This window comes from Lachnoclostridium phytofermentans ISDg (assembly GCF_000018685.1).
GTDB lineage: Bacteria > Bacillota > Clostridia > Lachnospirales > Lachnospiraceae > Lachnoclostridium > Lachnoclostridium phytofermentans.
In genome coordinates, this window is record NC_010001.1 from 1,678,533 (window position 1) to 1,697,263 (window position 18,731).

The 18,731-nt window shown below is 32.6% G+C and carries 14 protein-coding genes; 10 read left to right on the forward strand and 4 right to left on the reverse strand.

Going from position 1 to position 18,731, the window contains the following annotated elements:
- Positions 1-224: 224 nt before the first annotated feature.
- The 4 genes from pheA to CPHY_RS07055 all read left to right on the forward strand — a co-directional run bounded on the left by pheA (position 225) and on the right by CPHY_RS07055 (position 5,064).
- Positions 225-1,364 carry a prephenate dehydratase gene (pheA, locus tag CPHY_RS07040; protein ID WP_012199376.1) on the forward strand — a complete coding sequence of 380 codons (1,140 nt, stop codon included), beginning with the start codon at positions 225-227 and terminating at the stop codon, positions 1,362-1,364.
- Positions 1,365-1,501: 137 nt separating this feature from the next.
- The gene (locus CPHY_RS07045; RefSeq protein WP_012199377.1) at positions 1,502-3,028 is read left to right on the forward strand and encodes a S1C family serine protease; all 1,527 of its coding nucleotides are present in this window, start codon (positions 1,502-1,504) and stop codon (positions 3,026-3,028) included.
- Between the two features lie 72 nt (positions 3,029-3,100).
- The gene (locus CPHY_RS07050) at positions 3,101-4,093 is read left to right on the forward strand and encodes an ABC transporter substrate-binding protein (protein WP_012199378.1); all 993 of its coding nucleotides are present in this window, start codon (positions 3,101-3,103) and stop codon (positions 4,091-4,093) included.
- Between the two features lie 632 nt (positions 4,094-4,725).
- Positions 4,726-5,064, forward strand: a complete 339-nt coding sequence (locus CPHY_RS07055) for a cyclic-di-AMP receptor (protein ID WP_012199379.1) — start codon at positions 4,726-4,728, stop codon at positions 5,062-5,064.
- Between the two features lie 269 nt (positions 5,065-5,333).
- Here the strand turns inward: CPHY_RS07055 and CPHY_RS07060 are convergent, their stop codons facing one another.
- The 3 genes from CPHY_RS07060 to CPHY_RS07070 form a co-directional block, all read right to left on the reverse strand.
- A complete protein-coding gene (locus CPHY_RS07060; protein WP_012199380.1) occupies positions 5,334-6,443 on the reverse strand; it encodes an acyltransferase family protein in 1,110 nt (369 codons plus the stop codon).
- Between the two features lie 488 nt (positions 6,444-6,931).
- Positions 6,932-7,219: a hypothetical protein gene (locus CPHY_RS07065; protein ID WP_041703321.1), complete on the reverse strand. Its 288-nt coding sequence runs from the start codon at positions 7,217-7,219 to the stop codon at positions 6,932-6,934.
- A gap of 267 nt (positions 7,220-7,486) precedes the next feature.
- The gene (locus CPHY_RS07070) at positions 7,487-9,910 is read right to left on the reverse strand and encodes an ATP-dependent helicase (RefSeq protein ID WP_012199382.1); all 2,424 of its coding nucleotides are present in this window, start codon (positions 9,908-9,910) and stop codon (positions 7,487-7,489) included.
- Positions 9,911-10,324: 414 nt separating this feature from the next.
- Here CPHY_RS07070 and CPHY_RS07075 point away from each other — a divergent pair, with 414 nt between their 5' ends.
- Positions 10,325-10,963 carry a DUF1836 domain-containing protein gene (locus CPHY_RS07075; protein WP_012199383.1) on the forward strand — a complete coding sequence of 213 codons (639 nt, stop codon included), beginning with the start codon at positions 10,325-10,327 and terminating at the stop codon, positions 10,961-10,963.
- A gap of 154 nt (positions 10,964-11,117) precedes the next feature.
- Here CPHY_RS07075 and CPHY_RS07080 read toward each other — a convergent pair whose 3' ends face one another.
- The gene (locus CPHY_RS07080) at positions 11,118-11,435 is read right to left on the reverse strand and encodes a YerC/YecD family TrpR-related protein (RefSeq protein WP_012199384.1); all 318 of its coding nucleotides are present in this window, start codon (positions 11,433-11,435) and stop codon (positions 11,118-11,120) included.
- A gap of 418 nt (positions 11,436-11,853) precedes the next feature.
- Here CPHY_RS07080 and rlmD point away from each other — a divergent pair, with 418 nt between their 5' ends.
- The 5 genes from rlmD (at position 11,854) to CPHY_RS07105 (ending at position 18,690) form a co-directional block, all read left to right on the forward strand.
- Positions 11,854-13,245, forward strand: a complete 1,392-nt coding sequence (gene rlmD, locus CPHY_RS07085; protein WP_012199385.1) for a 23S rRNA (uracil(1939)-C(5))-methyltransferase RlmD — start codon at positions 11,854-11,856, stop codon at positions 13,243-13,245.
- Between the two features lie 356 nt (positions 13,246-13,601).
- The gene (locus CPHY_RS07090; RefSeq protein WP_012199386.1) at positions 13,602-16,103 is read left to right on the forward strand and encodes an MBL fold metallo-hydrolase; all 2,502 of its coding nucleotides are present in this window, start codon (positions 13,602-13,604) and stop codon (positions 16,101-16,103) included.
- Positions 16,104-16,567: 464 nt separating this feature from the next.
- The gene (locus CPHY_RS22540) at positions 16,568-16,963 is read left to right on the forward strand and encodes a M15 family metallopeptidase domain-containing protein (RefSeq protein ID WP_278183992.1); all 396 of its coding nucleotides are present in this window, start codon (positions 16,568-16,570) and stop codon (positions 16,961-16,963) included.
- A 638-nt stretch (positions 16,964-17,601) separates the two neighbouring features.
- Positions 17,602-17,922: an ArsR/SmtB family transcription factor gene (locus CPHY_RS07100; protein WP_408611171.1), complete on the forward strand. Its 321-nt coding sequence runs from the start codon at positions 17,602-17,604 to the stop codon at positions 17,920-17,922.
- 60 nt (positions 17,923-17,982) lie between these two features.
- Positions 17,983-18,690, forward strand: a complete 708-nt coding sequence (locus CPHY_RS07105; RefSeq protein ID WP_012199389.1) for a nitroreductase family protein — start codon at positions 17,983-17,985, stop codon at positions 18,688-18,690.
- Positions 18,691-18,731 lie beyond the last annotated feature (41 nt).

Genomic DNA, 18,731 nt, shown 5'->3' on the forward strand with positions numbered 1-18,731 from the left:
TATAGTTTTATTTTAGCAAAATTTATCAATATGTAAAGAGAAAACAATGGTTTTATTTGTACAATAAAAATATTTCTACTATTTATGACAAGGAAATGTTCGCATAGCGTACTTTTTCTTGTTTATCCACCATGAATAAAAGATTCAACCACTATGAAGTAAAGATTTTGTTGAAAAATAAGAAAGGTATAGATATAATAAGCGTTAAGAATGGAGGCGGTGACATGATTGACTTACAAAGAAGTAGAGAAGAAATAGATAAGATTGATGCTAAAATGGTGGAACTGTTTGAACAGCGAATGAAAATATCTCAAAATGTGGCAGAATATAAGATTAATACTGGTAAGCCGGTTTTAGATAGAGAAAGAGAGAAACAAAAACTTGACAGCGTAGAAAAACTTGCTCGTACAGAATATAATGGTCAAGCGGTAAGAGAACTTTTTTCACAGATTATGTCCATGAGTCGTAAACTTCAATATACTATGATGAATTATAACCAAGCAAGTGAGTTTCATAAGATTACAGAGATACCAAAAAATAACGAAACGAAGATTGTGTATTTTGGTACGAAGGGATCTTATTCGGAACAAGCAATGGAAGAATATTTCGGTACTGATATAACAAGTTTTGGTGCATCTAGTTTCTATGAGGTTATGTCAAAAGTCTCTAATGGTGAAGCAGATTATGGAGTATTACCAATAGAGAATACTACGACAGGTGGAATTACGGATATTTATGATTTGCTTGTGGAATTTGATAATTATATTGTAGCGGAACAAGTGCTTAAGGTAGATCAAGCCTTACTTTCCCTATCTGGTACCAATCTTTCAGAGATACGTACCGTATATTCTCATCCTCAGGGAATTCTACAAAGTAGAAAATTCTTAGAGCAGTATCCTAATATAAAAACTGTGGAATTTGGAAGTACAGCAGGATGTGCAAAAAAAGTACTGGAAGATGGAGATAAAACTCAGGCAGCGATTGCAAGCATACGTGCTGCAAGCACATACGGGTTAGAGGTGTTAGCAAGTAACATTAATTATGAAGAAGTGAATTCAACACGTTTCATCATAATAACCAAGCAACGTCAGTTTTGTGAAGGCTCTAATAAAATGAGTATTTGTTTTACGCTTCCTCATGAAAGTGGTTCTCTTTATAATATGCTATCACATATTATATTTAATAATTTAAATATGTCAAAGATTGAGTCCCGCCCAATACCAGGTAAGAAGTTCGAATATCGTTTCTTTGTTGATTTTGATGGATGTATCGAAGAAGCCTCCGTAATTAATACGCTACGTGGAATCGAAGCGGAAGCTTTGGATATCAAAATACTTGGAAATTATATTGGAGTTGATTTGTAATTGAACCATATTTTCATCATTTTTTCAAAATCTGAACACAAATCGTACACAAACTATTGTTAAACTAAAGCCATAAGTTAAACAAAAATAAATCATTGATTTGAAGATATCAGATAGAGAAGAAAGGAGAATGACATATGAACGATATGGATAATAGAAAGAATGAGGATGGCTTATTAAGCCAAGATAGTACACAGCAACAAAATAGTTCAGTTGATCAAGTGAATACATCTTATGAGACACCTAATTTTGTAATGATGGATAGTGACCAAAGGGAAGAAAAAGTAGTTGAGTCAACAGTGATAGAGAACTCAAACGAAAAAGAGCCATACTTAAACTCACAGGATGTAAATCAAGAGGAAATTAGAAACCAGTTCTTCCCTGATACAACTGTAAATGCAACTGTTTCCAATGAAGAAGATAAGAATAAAAATAAAAAGCAAAAAACAGGTAAGGGTAAGAGATTTTTGAAGAATACAGTAGCGCTTGTATCTGCCGCAGCCTTGTTTGGTGCTGTAGCAGGAGTTGCATTCAACGGTGTTCCGATCGGTGGAAAAAATGAAGGTGCGATAGGAATGAAACCAATCGATGAGATAACAGGAGTTACTGAAACTTCCTCAGGTGATTCAACCAACGGTGATATCGTACAAACTGGATTAACAGAGGTTAGTGCAACCGATGTATCCGGAGTTGTTGAAAATGTTATGCCAGCCATTGTAGCAATTAATTGTTCTGCAACTCAGACACAATATGATTTCTTTGGCAGAGAATTCAATCAAGAGATATCCGGTAGTGGTTCTGGTATTATTATTGGTCAAAATAATAAGGAAATATTAATTGCCACAAATAATCATGTGGTAGCAGATGCAACAGCAATCGAAATTGTATTTAATGATGATTCTAAGGCGACAGGAACGATTAAGGGCACAGAGCCTTCTTCTGACTTAGCTGTAGTAGCCGTTAATATTGATGATTTATCGGCAGAAACAAAGGCAAATATTAAAGTTGCGACTTTAGGAAATTCAGATAATATTAAAACTGGTGAAATGGCAATTGCGATTGGTAATGCACTTGGTTATGGTCAATCTGTAACCGTTGGATATATCAGTGCATTAAATCGTGAGGTTACTGTTGACGATGTTACCTTAAATTTAATTCAGACCGATGCAGCAATTAATCCTGGTAATAGTGGTGGAGCGTTAATCAATGCGAAAGGTGAAGTAATTGGTATAAACTCTGTTAAGTATTCGGATACCAATGTAGAACGTATTGGATATTCCATTCCTATTTCTCATGCGATTCCTATTATTAATGATTTAATGAACCGTGAAGAATTAAAGGAAAATCAAATGGCTTACCTTGGAATTTCAGGAAAGAATGTCGAAAAATCCTATGCAGAAGCATTTAATATGCCTGTAGGCGTATATATTTACAAAGTTTCCGAAGGTAGTGCCGCCCAGAAGGCTGGCTTGCATCAGGGAGACATCATCACTGCATTTAATGGTAGAGAAGTCTCTGATATGAATCAGTTAATGAGTATCCTTAGCTATACAAGAGGCGGTACTGATGCTAAATTAACCGTAAGTGTTCTTGAAAACGGAAAATATGTAGAAAAAGAGATTCCGGTTACATTAGGTTTTAGAACAGATTCCTCAAAAAAATAGAATAGACTAGCACAAATCCCCCTTCGATTCGATATACTATGTAGTGTGAATGTGAATTAAAGGGGGATTTCAATGAAGAAACGCGTTGTAGCTTTGTTCATTGTATCACTTATGATAGTATCGCTTGTAGGATGTAAAAAGGATACAAAATATACAGAGGTAAATTTAACGGAAGTAGCTCACTCCATTTTCTACGCACCGCAGTATGTAGCAATAGAATTAGGTTATTTTGAAGACGAGGGGTTAAAGGTTAATCTAACCAATGGACTTGGTGCAGATAAAACCATGACCGCTGTCCTTTCAGGAAATGCTGATATAGGTTTTATGGGATCTGAAGCCTCCATCTACGTATACAATGAAGGTGAAAAGAATTATGTTGTTAACTTTGCGCAATTAACACAGCGTGCAGGAAACTTCTTAGTGTCTCGTGATGCGAATGAGACTTTTGCATGGAATAATCTTAAAGGTAAAACTGTAATCGGAGGACGTATCGGCGGAATGCCTGAGATGATATTCGAATATATTCTTAAAAAGAATAGTATTGATCCTAAAAAGGACTTAACAATTATCCAAAATATTGACTTTGGTATTACTGCTCAAAGTTTTCAAGCTGGTACTGGTGATTATACAATTGAATTCGAACCTGCTGCTACAGGTCTTGAGCTTCAAAAAGCAGGAAAGGTTGTCGCTTCGCTTGGTGTAGAGAGCGGTATGGTTCCTTATACGGCTTATTCAGCAAAACTTAGCTATATCAAAGATCATCCAGAGACAATTCAGAAGTTTGTAAATGCTCTTCAAAAGGGTATGAATTATGTTAATACTCATACTTCAGAAGAGATTGCAAAGGTTATTAAACCTCAATTTAAAGAAACAGATATTGATACTGTAACTAAGATTGTAACAAGATACAAGGATCAACAGACTTGGAAAGAAGACTTAATCTTTAAAGAAGAAAGCTTCAATCTGTTACAGGATATTTTAGATAGCTCAGATATGTTAGCAAAACATGCAGTTTATACGGATTTGGTTGATACTACGTATGCTACGAAAGCTGCAAATAAATAATTAAGAAAATAAAGGAAGCGCGGGGGTGACCCGTGCTTTTTTGTTGCTAGGATATTTCTCAAATCGGTAAAAGCGTAAGATACTATTGAAATAAAAAATGGTATATAAAATGAGGAATTCTTCACCATGATTTTGAGTATAACAATGATAGATCAGTTTAACATCAGAGAATGCGGTCATAGGTTTTATGGGATATGAATTACCCATCTATTTTTATAATGAAGGTGAAAAAGATTATGTTGCTAACTTTACTCAAGTAACACAGTGTGTTGGTCACTTCTTAGTGTCTCATAATGCGAATGAGACTTTTGTATGAAATTTTATAGGTAAAACTGTCATAGGTGTACGTATTGGTGGCATGCCAGAGATGAGCTTCGTATATATCTTATGAAGAGTAATATTGATACTAAGATAGATTTAACTGGTAAATGAAATACTCGCTATAGGATATAAGAAAGCTTTCATATTGAATTAATCTAGTATGACGCAAACTAAAAAAGCAGGCTTTGCGAACTTTCCTTGTCGCGAATAAAATATGAGAACAATTATCATAAACGTTGCAAGATTGCTGAAAAAATGGTATTATAGTAGATATCATAATGAGGTATTTAGTAAATTTGGAGGTGGATTGTATGAAGATGATCTTAGCAATTCTAAAAAATGATGATGAACAAGCTACAATCGCAGAGTTAAATAAGAAGCATTATTTTGTTACAAAGTTATCCTCTACCGGTGGTTTTCTTAAGCAAGGAAATACCTCTTTGCTGATTGGTGTAGATGATAATAAAGTTGATGAAGTGTGTGGAATATTAAAGAAAATGTCAGGTGTGCGTAATGAGGTTCAATGCTTGTCTTCGTATGCAGGTACAGACTCTATGTATCCAGGAGTAAGCACCCCTTACCCAATTGATGTGCAAGAAGGTGGCGTAACAATATTCGTTCTTCCTGTTGAACAGTGTTATAAGATATAGTTTCTTAAAGTTTTATTCTATGAATTAGAAATCAAAGAAACAATAATTAGCTAAGAACATAAAGAAACAATAGATTGATGCAATTAGATTTTAATGAAGAAGATTTATTGCAATAATAAATAAGTGAATTGTGTCCATAAACGAATAATCTCCAGAAGAATGTTACAATTACATTCTCTGGAGATTTTTTAATATACATACCGATTAAGTTAGCTTATAAACTTTTCTCATAAAATAAGAAAAGTTGGAATTTATTAACTACAGTTACATCATAATTTATTAGCTATAGTTACATTATAATTTTTAGCAGATGAAACACCTATAGTCTTTGCACGTTTTAAAGAGAATCCAAGGAAAAACGGATGTTTCATAATAAATTGAGTAAATCGATTTAAATAAGTGTTCGCCAAAAGGACTGCGAGTAAAACACAAAATGGTATTATTAATAAGATAATTAGTTTTGGCATACCAAGTAACCAGGCGAAGAATCCATGTGCTGTTAATCGATTCCGTAGGAAGATATGTAAAATATAAACTGGTAACGTTCGTTCTCCAAGTACGGTAAAGGATAATTTGATTCTAGGTACTAAAAATAGAAAACTTATACTAAACACGAATGCAAGAGCGTACCAAAATAAACGAATGAAAGCACCATAATGCCAGTATTTTTTAAATATAGAAATATAGGAAGAACCCGCAAATAATATTTTAATGAATGGTTTTACATAAGGATAAATAACAGTAAGTAACAAAAAGCTACTGATAAACAAAAGAATTGCAGGTATTCTTAATCTTAAATTGAGTAACTTATCTAAATGTTCTTTCGTTGTATAAAATCCTAATATAAAAAATGGTAGAAAGACTATGATTCTTGATAATACCAAAAAAGAGCCTATGGAGGAATCATAACCACACAGTAGTGCGAGTAGGATGGTAGTGGTAATTACAAATTTCTTATTGAATTTTTCCAAAAATGGAATTATCATCGTCCAAAATACAAGTGCTAATAAATACCAAGGAGCATCTTTAACATCAAATAGGTTAAGTTTACCTTTCATTCCAGTACAAATATAATTACCAAACTTGAATAGTAGAAACATCCAAAATAGGGCCATAATTTTACGTGTATTGAATTTTCCGTTTTTATGTACATTTTTCGAGACATAACCAGATACAAATACAAAACATGGCATATGAAAAATATGAATCAAATAATAAAGATATTTTAGTTCTTTTATTCTAGTAAGTTGACTTAAAAAATGTCCTATAACGACTAAAATAATTAATAAAAATCGTAAGTTATCGATATAGGGATCGCGTCTTGTATCATTTTTAATAATTGGCTGTGGATGATACCATTTTTTTAATAACAAAAACATAGAACTTGTCCTTTCGAAGGTAGTAATAATATTTTAAATAACGTTATTAAAAGTTTTTGAATATTAATATTTGGTTTCATATGTGTAAATCTTAGAATACTAGTAATAAAATAATGTCTGTACTGTAGTAATGTCTGTACTGTAGTAATGTCTGTACTGTAGTAATGTCTGTAATGTAGTAATGTCTGTAGTGTAGCAATGTCTGTAGTATAGTAATGTCTGTAATATAGTAATGTCTGTAATGTAATAATGTCTGTACTGTAGTAATGTCTGTAATGAAATAATGTCTGTCATGAAAAAAGATTAGATAATCGTATTATAATAACCTATAATGACGATATGTAATAAATTACCATCTTATAATGAGAAAAAACCCCATAAAATTGAATAGCGTAATATTTGTCTAACCAATTCTATGGGGTTTCGTTAATGTAGGCAATTAACTCGTAAAATATTTTACGAGTTAAAACGTATACTTTTCTTATTTCTTATTCTTCTGTTGTTTCTGCTTCGTCTGCACAATCGCAGCAGTCGCATTCAAAATCATCGTCAAATTCATCGTCAAAATCATCTTCAAAATCTTCTAGATAATCAGGAGTCATAAATTTGTATACAGCATAAGCAATGCCTGCAATAGCTGCAATTGCTCCGACAATAGCAAGTACGAAGATTAAAGTATGTTTCTTCTTCTCAATCGGATCTTCTTTTTTGTGAATTAACTCGCTTAGCTTAGAAGCAGCAAGCATCTCACTGAACTTGTCGATTTTATTATTCATAACAGCACTTCCTTTCCTATTCTCTGATGATTCATTACAAACGAGTGGATTATCATCATTTGTATTGATTTCGGTAATTAGCACTTCGTGGCAAGCATATTGCACGCGAATCAAAATCATATAATCAAACACGATTTTGGTTTAATAAATTCCGTTCGTGTATATTATACCACCCACTTGCCGTTTTTACTATATGAAAATAAGAAAATTAAACCAGACTATGAAAAATAGAGCAATAAAGACATTACTTAGTACGTCAAAACGCGTTTAATCTTCAATTTTTTCCAATTTAGCGAAAGAGGATAGCATTTTTTTGATACCTTGTTCGCCAAAGTCAACAGTAACTTCGTAATCTCTACCGCCTTTTGTTAGATTAGTAACAACGCCTTGTCCAAATTTAATATGTTTCACAGTATCACCAACGCCATAGGCAAGGGTGCCAAGATTACTGTTACCAAAATTTTTGGTTGGTAATGTACCGCCAACGGATGGTTGAAAACCACGCGCTGTTTTTGCTTGACCAGAAAATGATGGCATGGAATTAATTCCAGTCGTACCACGCATAGAAGGTGTAGCTTTATCAAACATGGTATCATTGTAACTTGATGATTTGTCAAATGGATTATCTGAATCAAACATACCACGTGACTGAGTTGAAAAGTTTGGTGATGCATTACGGATTGGACTTTCGCCATAGGAATCTTTTGCAAGATATCCTTTATTCTGTGCGGACTGAATCGTCAGAAGATAGCGGGGAATCTCGTTAATAAATCTGGATGGTCGATTAAATTGAGTTTCACCTCGCATCATTCGCTGCCTAGCTGCACTTAAATGTATCTGCTTCATAGCTCTCGTGATACCTACATAGCAAAGACGTCGTTCTTCTTCGATTTCAAGTTCTGGATTTTCTGCATTGATTGACATATAACTAGGGAAAATACCATCCTCCATACCACAAAGATACACATAAGGGAACTCAAGTCCTTTTGCACTATGAAGGGTCATTAATACTACATGATTACTATCTTCCTCAAGAGAGTCAATATCAGCAACCAAAGCTACTTCTTCTAGGAAACCACTGAGGGTTGGAGGTTCGGTTGCTTCCACTTCATAGGTTACGATTTTATTAATTAGTTCATTGATATTTCCGATACGATCTTCCGCGGACTCATCATCAGCTTCTTCTAATTCTTTTAAGTATCCAGTGCCCTCTAAAATTTCTTCCATCAAATCCTTTAAGGTAAAGGTATCAGAGCTTAGTTTACTTTTTATAGTTTCTATAAAACTGACAAATGAGGTGATTTTTGAGGTGGAACGGCCTAATCCAGGGATATTTTCTGCATGACGTAGAGCGTCATAAAAACTCATATTATTTTTCACAGAGAATTCTTCCACACGGTCAAGTGTAGTTAAACCAATCCCTCGTTTAGGAACATTAATAATACGCTTTACTGCAATACCATCAAGCCCGTTATCAATCGTTTTTAAGTAGGCTAGAAGGTCCTTGATTTCTTTTCTTTGGTAGAAATTAATACTACCGATGATTTTATAAGGAACGCTTCGTTGAATCATTTTCTCTTCGAATACACGAGACTGAGCGTTTGTTCTATATAGGATGGCAAAGTTATTAAAAGATATACCATCTTGATCATTTAATGTTTTAATACTATCAACTACCTGAGTTGCTTCTGCAAAATCAGTATCATACTGGCAAAAACTAACTTGCTCACCATCTTCATTATCGGTCCACAAAGACTTATCCTTACGGCCAAGGTTATTGTGAATTACTTCATTGGCTGCATTTAGAATATTTTTTGTAGAACGATAATTTTGTTCCAGTTTAATTACGACTGCATCTGGAAATTCCTTTTCAAAATCAAGGATGTTTCGGATATTAGCACCACGGAATTTATAAATGGATTGATCGTCATCACCTACTACGCAAAGGTTATGTTCTACTTCATTATATTCATTCAAGCTATGTGCAAGTAAACGTATTAATTTAAACTGAATGGTATTGGTATCTTGATACTCATCCACCATAATGTATCGAAAACGATTACGATAGTAATTTAATGCCTCTGTATTAGATTGAAAGAGTTCAACCGTCTTCATAATTAAATCATCAAAATCAAGGGCATTGTTTGTCTTAAGTCGTCTTTGATATTCCTTATAAACATTGGAAATCTTCATTTTATTATAATCACCCAATGCAGATAGTTCAAACTCTTCTGGGGAGATTCCTTCATCCTTAGCACTTGAAATAGCAGAAAGAAAGACTCTCTCTTTGGTCTGCTTTGTATCAATTTGTAAGAATTTTAAAACTTCACGTATTAAAGTCTTTTGATCGTCTGTATCATAGATTGTAAAATTTCGATCATATCCAAGGGTTTCAATAAAACGTCTTAGGATACGAACACAGGTGGAGTGGAAAGTACTGACCCAGATATTTTCAGCGCCATATCCCACAATCTTATCGACACGTTCTCTCATTTCTTTGGCTGCTTTGTTCGTAAAGGTTAGAGCCATTATCTGATATGGATTTACATTTCTCTCTTCAATCAGGTAGGCAATTCTATGGGTTAACACTCTTGTTTTACCAGAACCAGCGCCGGCTAAAATTAACATTGGACCACGATCGTGCTCCACAGCTCTTCGTTGTTCCGGGTTTAGGGAATCGTATATACTCATGAGGTATCAAACCTTTCTTAGTTATTCATGACAAGGAAAAGCATGCGAAGCGCACTTTCTCTTGTTTCTATTAATCTTTTAAGTAGGAGTTGCCATAGAAAGCTTATTTTCATCAATAAAGATTAAGAGATTATGTAATTAGCTTTCATAGAAAAACTTTCTCTAAAGAAAAACATAAAATAATCTCTGCATAAAAATAAGAAAATAAGAAACTTAACTATAATCTATAGCGATTAACTTAAAAGAGCAAACATATGTTTATTATAGCATGCAGGGAAAGGAGATACAATAGGAAATCCCAAGGTATTCATACGTACAAAATCACTGTATTTATTCGTGTTGACATGTGGTATTCATTACTATATAATGTGATATAGAGGTGATATTTTGGACAAACAACGGGAAAAAGAGATTATGGAACTCATCGAAGGCTTACGGAAAATCAATTATGTAAAACCTGGCGATGTTCCAAATATTGATTTATATATGGACCAGGTGACCACGTTTATGGATAAACATCTTGAGTCCTCAAAGCGTTATTCTGAGGATAAATTGTTGACCAAAACGATGATTAATAATTATACAAAAAATAATTTACTTCCGTCATCAAATAAGAAAAAATATTCAAAGGATCATATGTATCTTCTTATATTTATATATTACATGAAGAACGTATTATCCATTAACGATATTCAAAGTATACTTACTCCTTTGACTGAGAAATTCTTCGAGGGGGATAACAAAGTTAGTTTAGAAGAGATTTACGAAGAAATCTTTCGACAGGGAGAGGAAAACTCCATGACAGTGAGTAAGGATGTTATTCGTAAGTATCAGAAATCAAAAGATGCTTATCCCGAGATGAAGGACCAAGAGGATCACGATTTCTTACAGATGTTTTCTTTTGTGTGTATGCTATGTTTTGATGTCTATATGAAAAAGCAAATGATTGAGAAAATTATCGATGATCATTTTACAATGCCATCAGAGAAGGATAAAAATACAAAAGAGAAATCGAAAGATCATGCGAAAGACAAGGATAAATCATCTAAGTAAATAAATAAGATAAATAATCTTAGAAATTTAAACAGATGATATTCAAAGCATTTTATGATATGAATAAGCTAGTAAAAACGTGTTAAATAATTAATCCTTATAAAATTCTAAAAAAGGTATTCGAAATATTCCGAATACCTTTTCTTATGTTCTATTATTGTGCTTCCTCTTCGTCCATTTGTGAAATTTCAGGAATTCTACTGAATACTAAATCATAACCATCATTACCGTAATTTAAAGAACGGTTCACACGACTTATAGTAGCAGTCGAAGCACCTGTTTTTTCTGCTATTTCAAGATATGTCTTTTTTGCACGAAGCATTGCAGCCACCTCGAAACGCTGAGAAAGAGACAGTAATTCATTCACAGTACAGATGTCTTCAAAGAAAACGTAACATTCTTCCTTGTTCTTTAGACTTAAAACCGCATCAAATAAATAATCTACTGAATCATTCTTAATATTTTTACTCATTTTAATTTCTCCTTTATAGGCTTCTCAATCATAGTAAGTACGATTTAGGATTTCTTATCCTAAGTAGTCGAAATAGCTACGATATTGAATTTAGCTACTTTCATAAAAATATACGATTCTAATATTAAATAGAATCGTATCATTATAACTTTGTGTTCTATCTCATATAACTCTGATACAGTCATATTTTATCACTATACATTACTAAAGTAAAGGGATTTTCTTATCATTTTTATGAAAGTTTTATGAACTAGAAAAATTGGGAACCTAGACAATAATAAAAAGATTCGATATAATAGGAAAAGTATTTATCAGGAGTAAACAAGAAAAAGTACGCTTCGCGAACTTTTCCTTGTCATGAATAAAAGGATAACAAGTCAAAAGCTTGATTTTCAAGTGAAATAGAGAGGAATATTGGATGAAAAAAGGAACAGAATGTATTGGATTAGTAGAGCGAATTGAGTTTCCTAACAAAGGAATTGTAATGGTGGATGATGAGAAGATTATCGTGAAAAATGCCATCACAGGTCAGAAAGTTCGTTTTGTAGTTAATAAAGTAAGAAAAGGAAAAAGCGAAGGTAGATTATTAGAAGTAGTAGAAAAATCTTCACTGGAAACGAAAGAAGCTGTTTGTTCTCATTTTGGAGATTGTGGCGGTTGTACTTATCAAACTATACCTTATGAAACTCAGATTAAAATAAAGGCAGATCAAGTGAAGAAGTTAATTGATGAGGTAATCGCGACAGATAATAAAGAGTATGAGTTTCAAGGAATTGAGGGTAGCCCATTAGAGTTTGGGTACCGAAATAAGATGGAGTTTTCATTTGGTGACGAATTTAAAGATGGACCACTGGCACTTGGACTTCATAAAAAAGGAAGCTTCTATGATATTGTTACAACATCAGATTGTAAATTGGTACATGAAGATTATAATCGCATCTTAGGATGTGTGCTATCCTTAGCAAAAGAATATAACCTTAACTATTATCACAAGATGAGTCATGAGGGTTATCTACGTCACCTTTTAATTCGTCGTGCAGCCAGAACAGGGGAAATTCTTGTAAGCTTAATTACAACTTCACAAACGAATGTCTTAGTAAATGGGGAAGAAGAATTTTTAAATAAACTACGTGAGTCTCTTAAAAACCTTTCCTTAGAAGGTAGTATTGTTGGAATACTTCATACAGTAAATGATAGTCTTGCAGATGTAGTACAAAGTGATCGTACGGATATTCTTGATGGTCAAGACTTCATCTTCGAAGAGGTTTTAGGGCTTAAATTTAAAATTTCAACCTTCTCTTTCTTTCAAACAAATTCACTAGGAGCGGAAGTGCTTTATAACTGTGTTCGTGATTTTGTCGGCGAAACAAAGGATAAGCTTATCTTTGACTTATATAGTGGAACAGGAACAATTGCTCAGTTATTGGCTCCGGTAGCTAAGAAAGTGATCGGTGTAGAGATCGTGGGAGAAGCTGTTGTTGCTGCTAGGGAGAATGCTTCCTTAAACAAATTAACTAACTGTGAATTTATCGCGGGTGATGTCTTAAAGGTAATCGACACGATTGAAGAAAAACCTGATTTAATTGTACTTGATCCTCCAAGAGATGGAATTCATCCAAAAGCACTTGATAAAATAATTGATTACGGGGTAGACCGTTTGGTTTATATTTCATGTAAACCAAGTAGTTTAGCGAGAGATCTTGTGGTACTTCAGGAGAGAGGGTATTGGGTGGAGAAGGTAAGGTGTGTGGATATGTTTCCTTGCACAGTGCATACAGAGACAGTTTGCTTACTTAATAGAACAAAATAGATTAATTTGTGATATAATGAAATTATCGAATAATTAGTTTTAATAATGAAATAAGTAGCGGAGTCTTTATGATGGAACGCAAAACCTTATTTTTTGATTAAAATATACACTGTTAATAAAAATTAAGCTTATAAGTTATCTGGAATATATAAAATTTCGTTTGAGCAAATGATCAAAATTTTAATTAAGCATAAAAAACTAGAAGAAAAGAAATTAGAAAAAATGAATTGTAATAAAATTCAAATTCTTTAGAGCCTTTGTTTGTTATTTGAGGGTATAAAATTTTCTTGGTTAAATGTTATTTTGAAAGTAATCTTTTTATAATACTTATTTAATGAAGATATGGGGGAAATATAATGGAAGTGGAAGATATTGTTTTATCAGTTAAGGAATGGAATAGAAAAGGGAATGTTTGTAATTCTCAAAAGGACTATGATAAAGCTATTGAATGCTATAATAAGGCAATTCAAATAAATGAAAACCATGAATATCCTTGGAATGGTCTTGGAAATGTTTATAACTCTCTAAAGGACTATGATAAAGCTATTGAATGCTATAATAAGGCAATTCAAATAAATGAAAATTATAAAAATCCATGGAATGGCCTTGGAATTGTTTATAACTCTCTAAAGGACTATGATAAAGCTATTGAATGCTATAATAAGGCAATTCAAATAAATGAAAATTTTATAAATCCTTGGAATGGCCTTGGAAATATTTATAGCTCTCAAAATGATTATGATAAAGCTTTTGAATGCTATAATAAAGCAATTCAAATAGATGAAAATCAAGAAAATCCTTGGAATGGTCTTGGAAATGTTTATTCCTTTCAAAAGGACTATGATAAAGCTATTGAATGCTACAATAAGGCAATTCAAATAAATGAAATTTTTGAAAATCCTTGGAATGGTCTTGGAAATGTTTATTCTTTTCAAAAGGACTATGATAAAGCTATTGAATGCTACAATAAGGCAATTCAAATAAATGAAAATCAAGAAAGTCCTTGGAATGGTCTTGGAAATATTTATTACTTTCAAAAGTACTATGATAAAGCTATTAAATGCTACAATAAGGCAATTCAGATAAATAAAAATTATGAACTTCCTTGGAATGGCTTTGGAAGGGTTTATGAAAAACAAAAAGACTATAATAAAGCTATTGAATGTTATAAAAATTCGTTTGCTATTAATCCAAATTATAGATCTCCATATAACAATCTCACTAATTTATGTGAAAAGTTAGAAAAAGAAAAAAATTTTACCTATAATATTGAAAAATTATTAGAATTTAATCCATCAAATCAAGAAGCATATAGGATATATGGAAATTTTTTGATGGAATGGAAACTATTAAATGAATCACCAAAAAGTTTAAATAAAATAAGAAGTTTTTTTGAAACATCAATAAGATATTATGAATCTGTTAAAGATAATTCTGGAATCTCTTTATCTAGAATCAGTTTGGAAAAATTAGAGTCATTGCTAAATGATCTAAATGATAACGAGACCAAACAAAAAAATGATATTAATTCTCCAATGCATAAAGTTATGTATGCTATTAAGGAAAGTAAAATAAGAGACAAATCTAATATTACAAAAAGGTCGTTTTTACCTTTTATTAACGCAAATTTTGAGTATAAAGATGACTTAACTACTGTTGAAAATGAACCACAAGTCTATTTTGAGGTTCTTAGAAGATGGAATTCTTATACCCCAATTATTGCAGATAATTATGAGGTAAGTAAAGGTGGGGGTTACTTTATTAAATATAGGGACAAGGGAATTATAATCGACCCAGGATTCAATTTTATTGATAATTTTAAAAATGCAGGTCATTTTTTTAAAGATATTGATATGATATTTATTTCACATGCACACAATGATCATATGGCTGATTTAGAATCAATTTTAACCCTTCTCCACAAATATAATGATGAGATAAAAGAATCAGATGATCTTTCTAAGGAAGATACAATAAAAAAAGAAATTTCAAAACGAGATAATATTTCATATAATGAAGTAACTGCTGAAAATATAGAAAAGGAGTTTTTAAAATCTAATAGAAGAAAAATAATAGAATTCTATATGCCATTAAGTGTTTTCAAATTTTATTCGGGTCTTTTTGAATTAACTGCTAAAACTAATTATAGAATTCACATTATTGAGGATGGCTCCATATGTAGTTTGGGTGATAAATATACTACCGATACTAGGGATTCATTTAGAATACGAACAATAAGAGCAAAGCACAGAGATATGATTTCTGATATTTGCGCGATTGGTCTTTCGATTGAATTCAAAAATTTAGTAATTCTCTACACAGGCGATACAGGATGGGATGAAAATATAGGAGTTCAATATTCAGAACTAAAGGCTTCCTATCAGGAAAAGAACGTTATTTTACTGGCTCATATAGGTGGATTTAAAGATTGTGAGGACAATTATTTAACCGGTGGAAAAGATTCGGATATATTTTACAAGAATCATCTTGGAAGATTAGGTTTAGTTAAATTGAACGAAGAACTTAAGCCTGATATGTGCCTTATATCTGAATTTGGCGAAGAATTTAAAGGCAACCGAACTGATTTAGCTGCTATTTTTCAAGAAGCCTTTGAAAATAAAATTTTATTTTTCCCGGTAGATATAGGGTTTCGGCTAGATATGAATAATAGAAAAATAAAATGTATTCAGAATGCTGAAGAAAATCCATATTCACTTAAATATTCCTATAAAGATCCTTGTGATGTAAGAGCCTATGAGCATAAGAAAAATTATTCCTTGCACTATTATGATAGGAATCTTGACTCAAGGCTGATAACTGCAGTTGTATCTGAACTGGTTAGTCAGAACAAATTGTGATTGAATGAAAATTAATTTATCTAAGTTTCTACCGAGTTCCCAACAGCCTCACACGTCATCTTTTTGTATTTTCAAGGCATGTGGAGACGGTGGTTCTGCAGAAGAGAAACAGCTAAATTATTGAATGAAGCTAATAGAGTTTCATTAGAATTGAGGACGGGAGAGTAAAAACTTTCACGTCCTTTTTTAAGTTTTGCTGGTGCATTTCATGATGCTGGAAAGGTTGGTTAAGGAGGAAGCAATCTTATTTTTTACTACTTTGAAGGTAAGTGGCTAATAATACCGCACATCGACTACCATTAAATTAGGAAATATAATTGTAACAAAATAAGTGGAGCATTTCACTCCAGATGGAGGTTTACAATCATGCGATAGCACTACAAACATTACAGCAACGCTGAAAAGACAAAGGTAATAAATCCGATTTATTTTGCTATGCCAGAGAGTCAGTTGTTAAAAAAATAATTGAAGCTACTGATTATCTTCCCTGTGGTTACAAGTTTGTAATTAAAGAAGCATATAGACCTCTATCACTACAAAGAGGATTTTTTGAAGGAGCATTTAAATATTATAAAACTCAATATCCATTAAAAAATAATGATGAAATTTATAAATTAACATGTCAATATGTAGCACCTGTTAAAGTAGCTGGACATCCAACTGGTGGGGCAATAGACATAACTTTGATCAAGGATGGAATTGAATTGGATATGGGATCGGAATTTAATGAAGCACCTATTGAACCAGAAAATCTTTCACATCTGCATTCCACCTATATAAATGATCTAGGTAAAGCAAACCGAAAAATAAAATACTTATCGATTGCATGGAAAAGGTGGATTTGTAAATTATCCAACTGAATGGTGGCATTGGTCATATGGGGGTTGCTATTGGGCTTTCCTAAATAACTGTGATGCTTTTTATACAGCAACTGATGAGAATGAAATAATGTAAAAACATTAGATAAGGGATTAAAAGATTAGTCACCGCCAAGGCCCTACCAGGCTCAAGTGGTATCTTTTTTATCTCCTCAAGGCATGTAGAGACTGTAGTTCTGTTACAGCGAAAAAACAGTTAAATTATTGGAGAGAAACAATAGAAATATACTAAAAATAAAGGACATGAGAGTGGAAACTTTCACGTCCTATTTTTATAGAAAAAGATACGGATTGGTCAGCATTATTTTTCCTAAAATAAAATAAAGAAAAAATTATTAGTAGGCTAATTATAATAGTAGTTCCTGTAATATAAGACTTGAAATTCCTCATAATATCTGCTCCCAATTCATAGTTTGTAAATAATTGTTTATTATTGATATCGTATAATGAATTGTTATAATATTCAACTACAAATTCGTTGCAGAAGAGAAAAGTTCGTCTCGTTTTGCTTTCCCAATGTTGTATTTATTCTTTATCAAGGGTATTATAAGTGTATGGTTTATTAGTGCGAACCAACGAACAGACTAGGCGAGGTATTGATTACGGATAAAAGAGAACAAATTGAAACGATACAAGAAGATTTTAAGAATGCACAAGCGATTTTGACAGCAATCGGAGATGAAACACGCCAGATAATACTTCTGGTCTTAATGGGCTCCGATTGTAAAAGCGGTATGCGTGTTGGTGAAATCACGGAAAAAACACACCTCTCGCGCCCTGCTGTATCGCATCAATTGAAAATATTGAAGGATATAGGAATTGTAAGAATGAGAGAAGAAGGAACTAAAAACTACTATTATATCAATGTTTCAGCAAAACTAAATATATTAAAAAAATTGGTTCTAGACATTGAAAATTTGATGAAAGAGTTTTATCAGTAAAGTTAACATATTTTTCAGTTGACATTATCAACCGCAAAATAAATTTTAGGAGGTAATTTCATGCGCAGTGCGATAGAAGACAGAGTTTCAAGGAGAAAGTTTGAAAAGGAACCGATTACTGAACAGGAAAAGGAGAAAATTGTTTCTCTTATTAATCAATTAAATGAAGTATCCGGTTTAACAATGGCATTTCTAGAGGATGGAAGCAGTGCTTTTCAAAAGTTAAGAAAGAGTTATGGGCTATTTACCAATGTGCGTTCTCTAATATTGATGAAAGGCAAGAAAGAGGATAAAAACCTGAAGGAAAAGATTGGATATTACGGAGAAGATTTAATTCTAGATATAACTGATTTAGGCTTGGGGACTTGCTGGGTTGGAGGCACCTTTGATAGGGATGAATTAACTATTGATAGCGGAGAGGAATTGATTTGTGTTATTGTAGTAGGTAAAGTGGCAGCTCCTTCACTGAGAGAAAAGATGATGCGGTCAGCTATGCATAGAAAAGTAAAGAGTATAGAAGAACGAATTATAAGCGATCAACCGTTACCTCAATGGGTACAAAATGGAATGAAAGCTGTATTATTTGCCCCAAGTGCTAAGAATACACAAAAAGTAATGTTTAAGTATCAGAGCAACATTTTAAGCGCTCAAATTGCGGATGACTATTCAATGGATCTGATTGATTTGGGTATTGCAAAGAAACATTTTGAACAAGAGTCAGAAGGAAAATTTGAATTTGGGAATGGTGGTATCTTTCATCTAAAATAAACTATAGCAGACGCCAATTGCCAAGAAAACGATAGCAATAG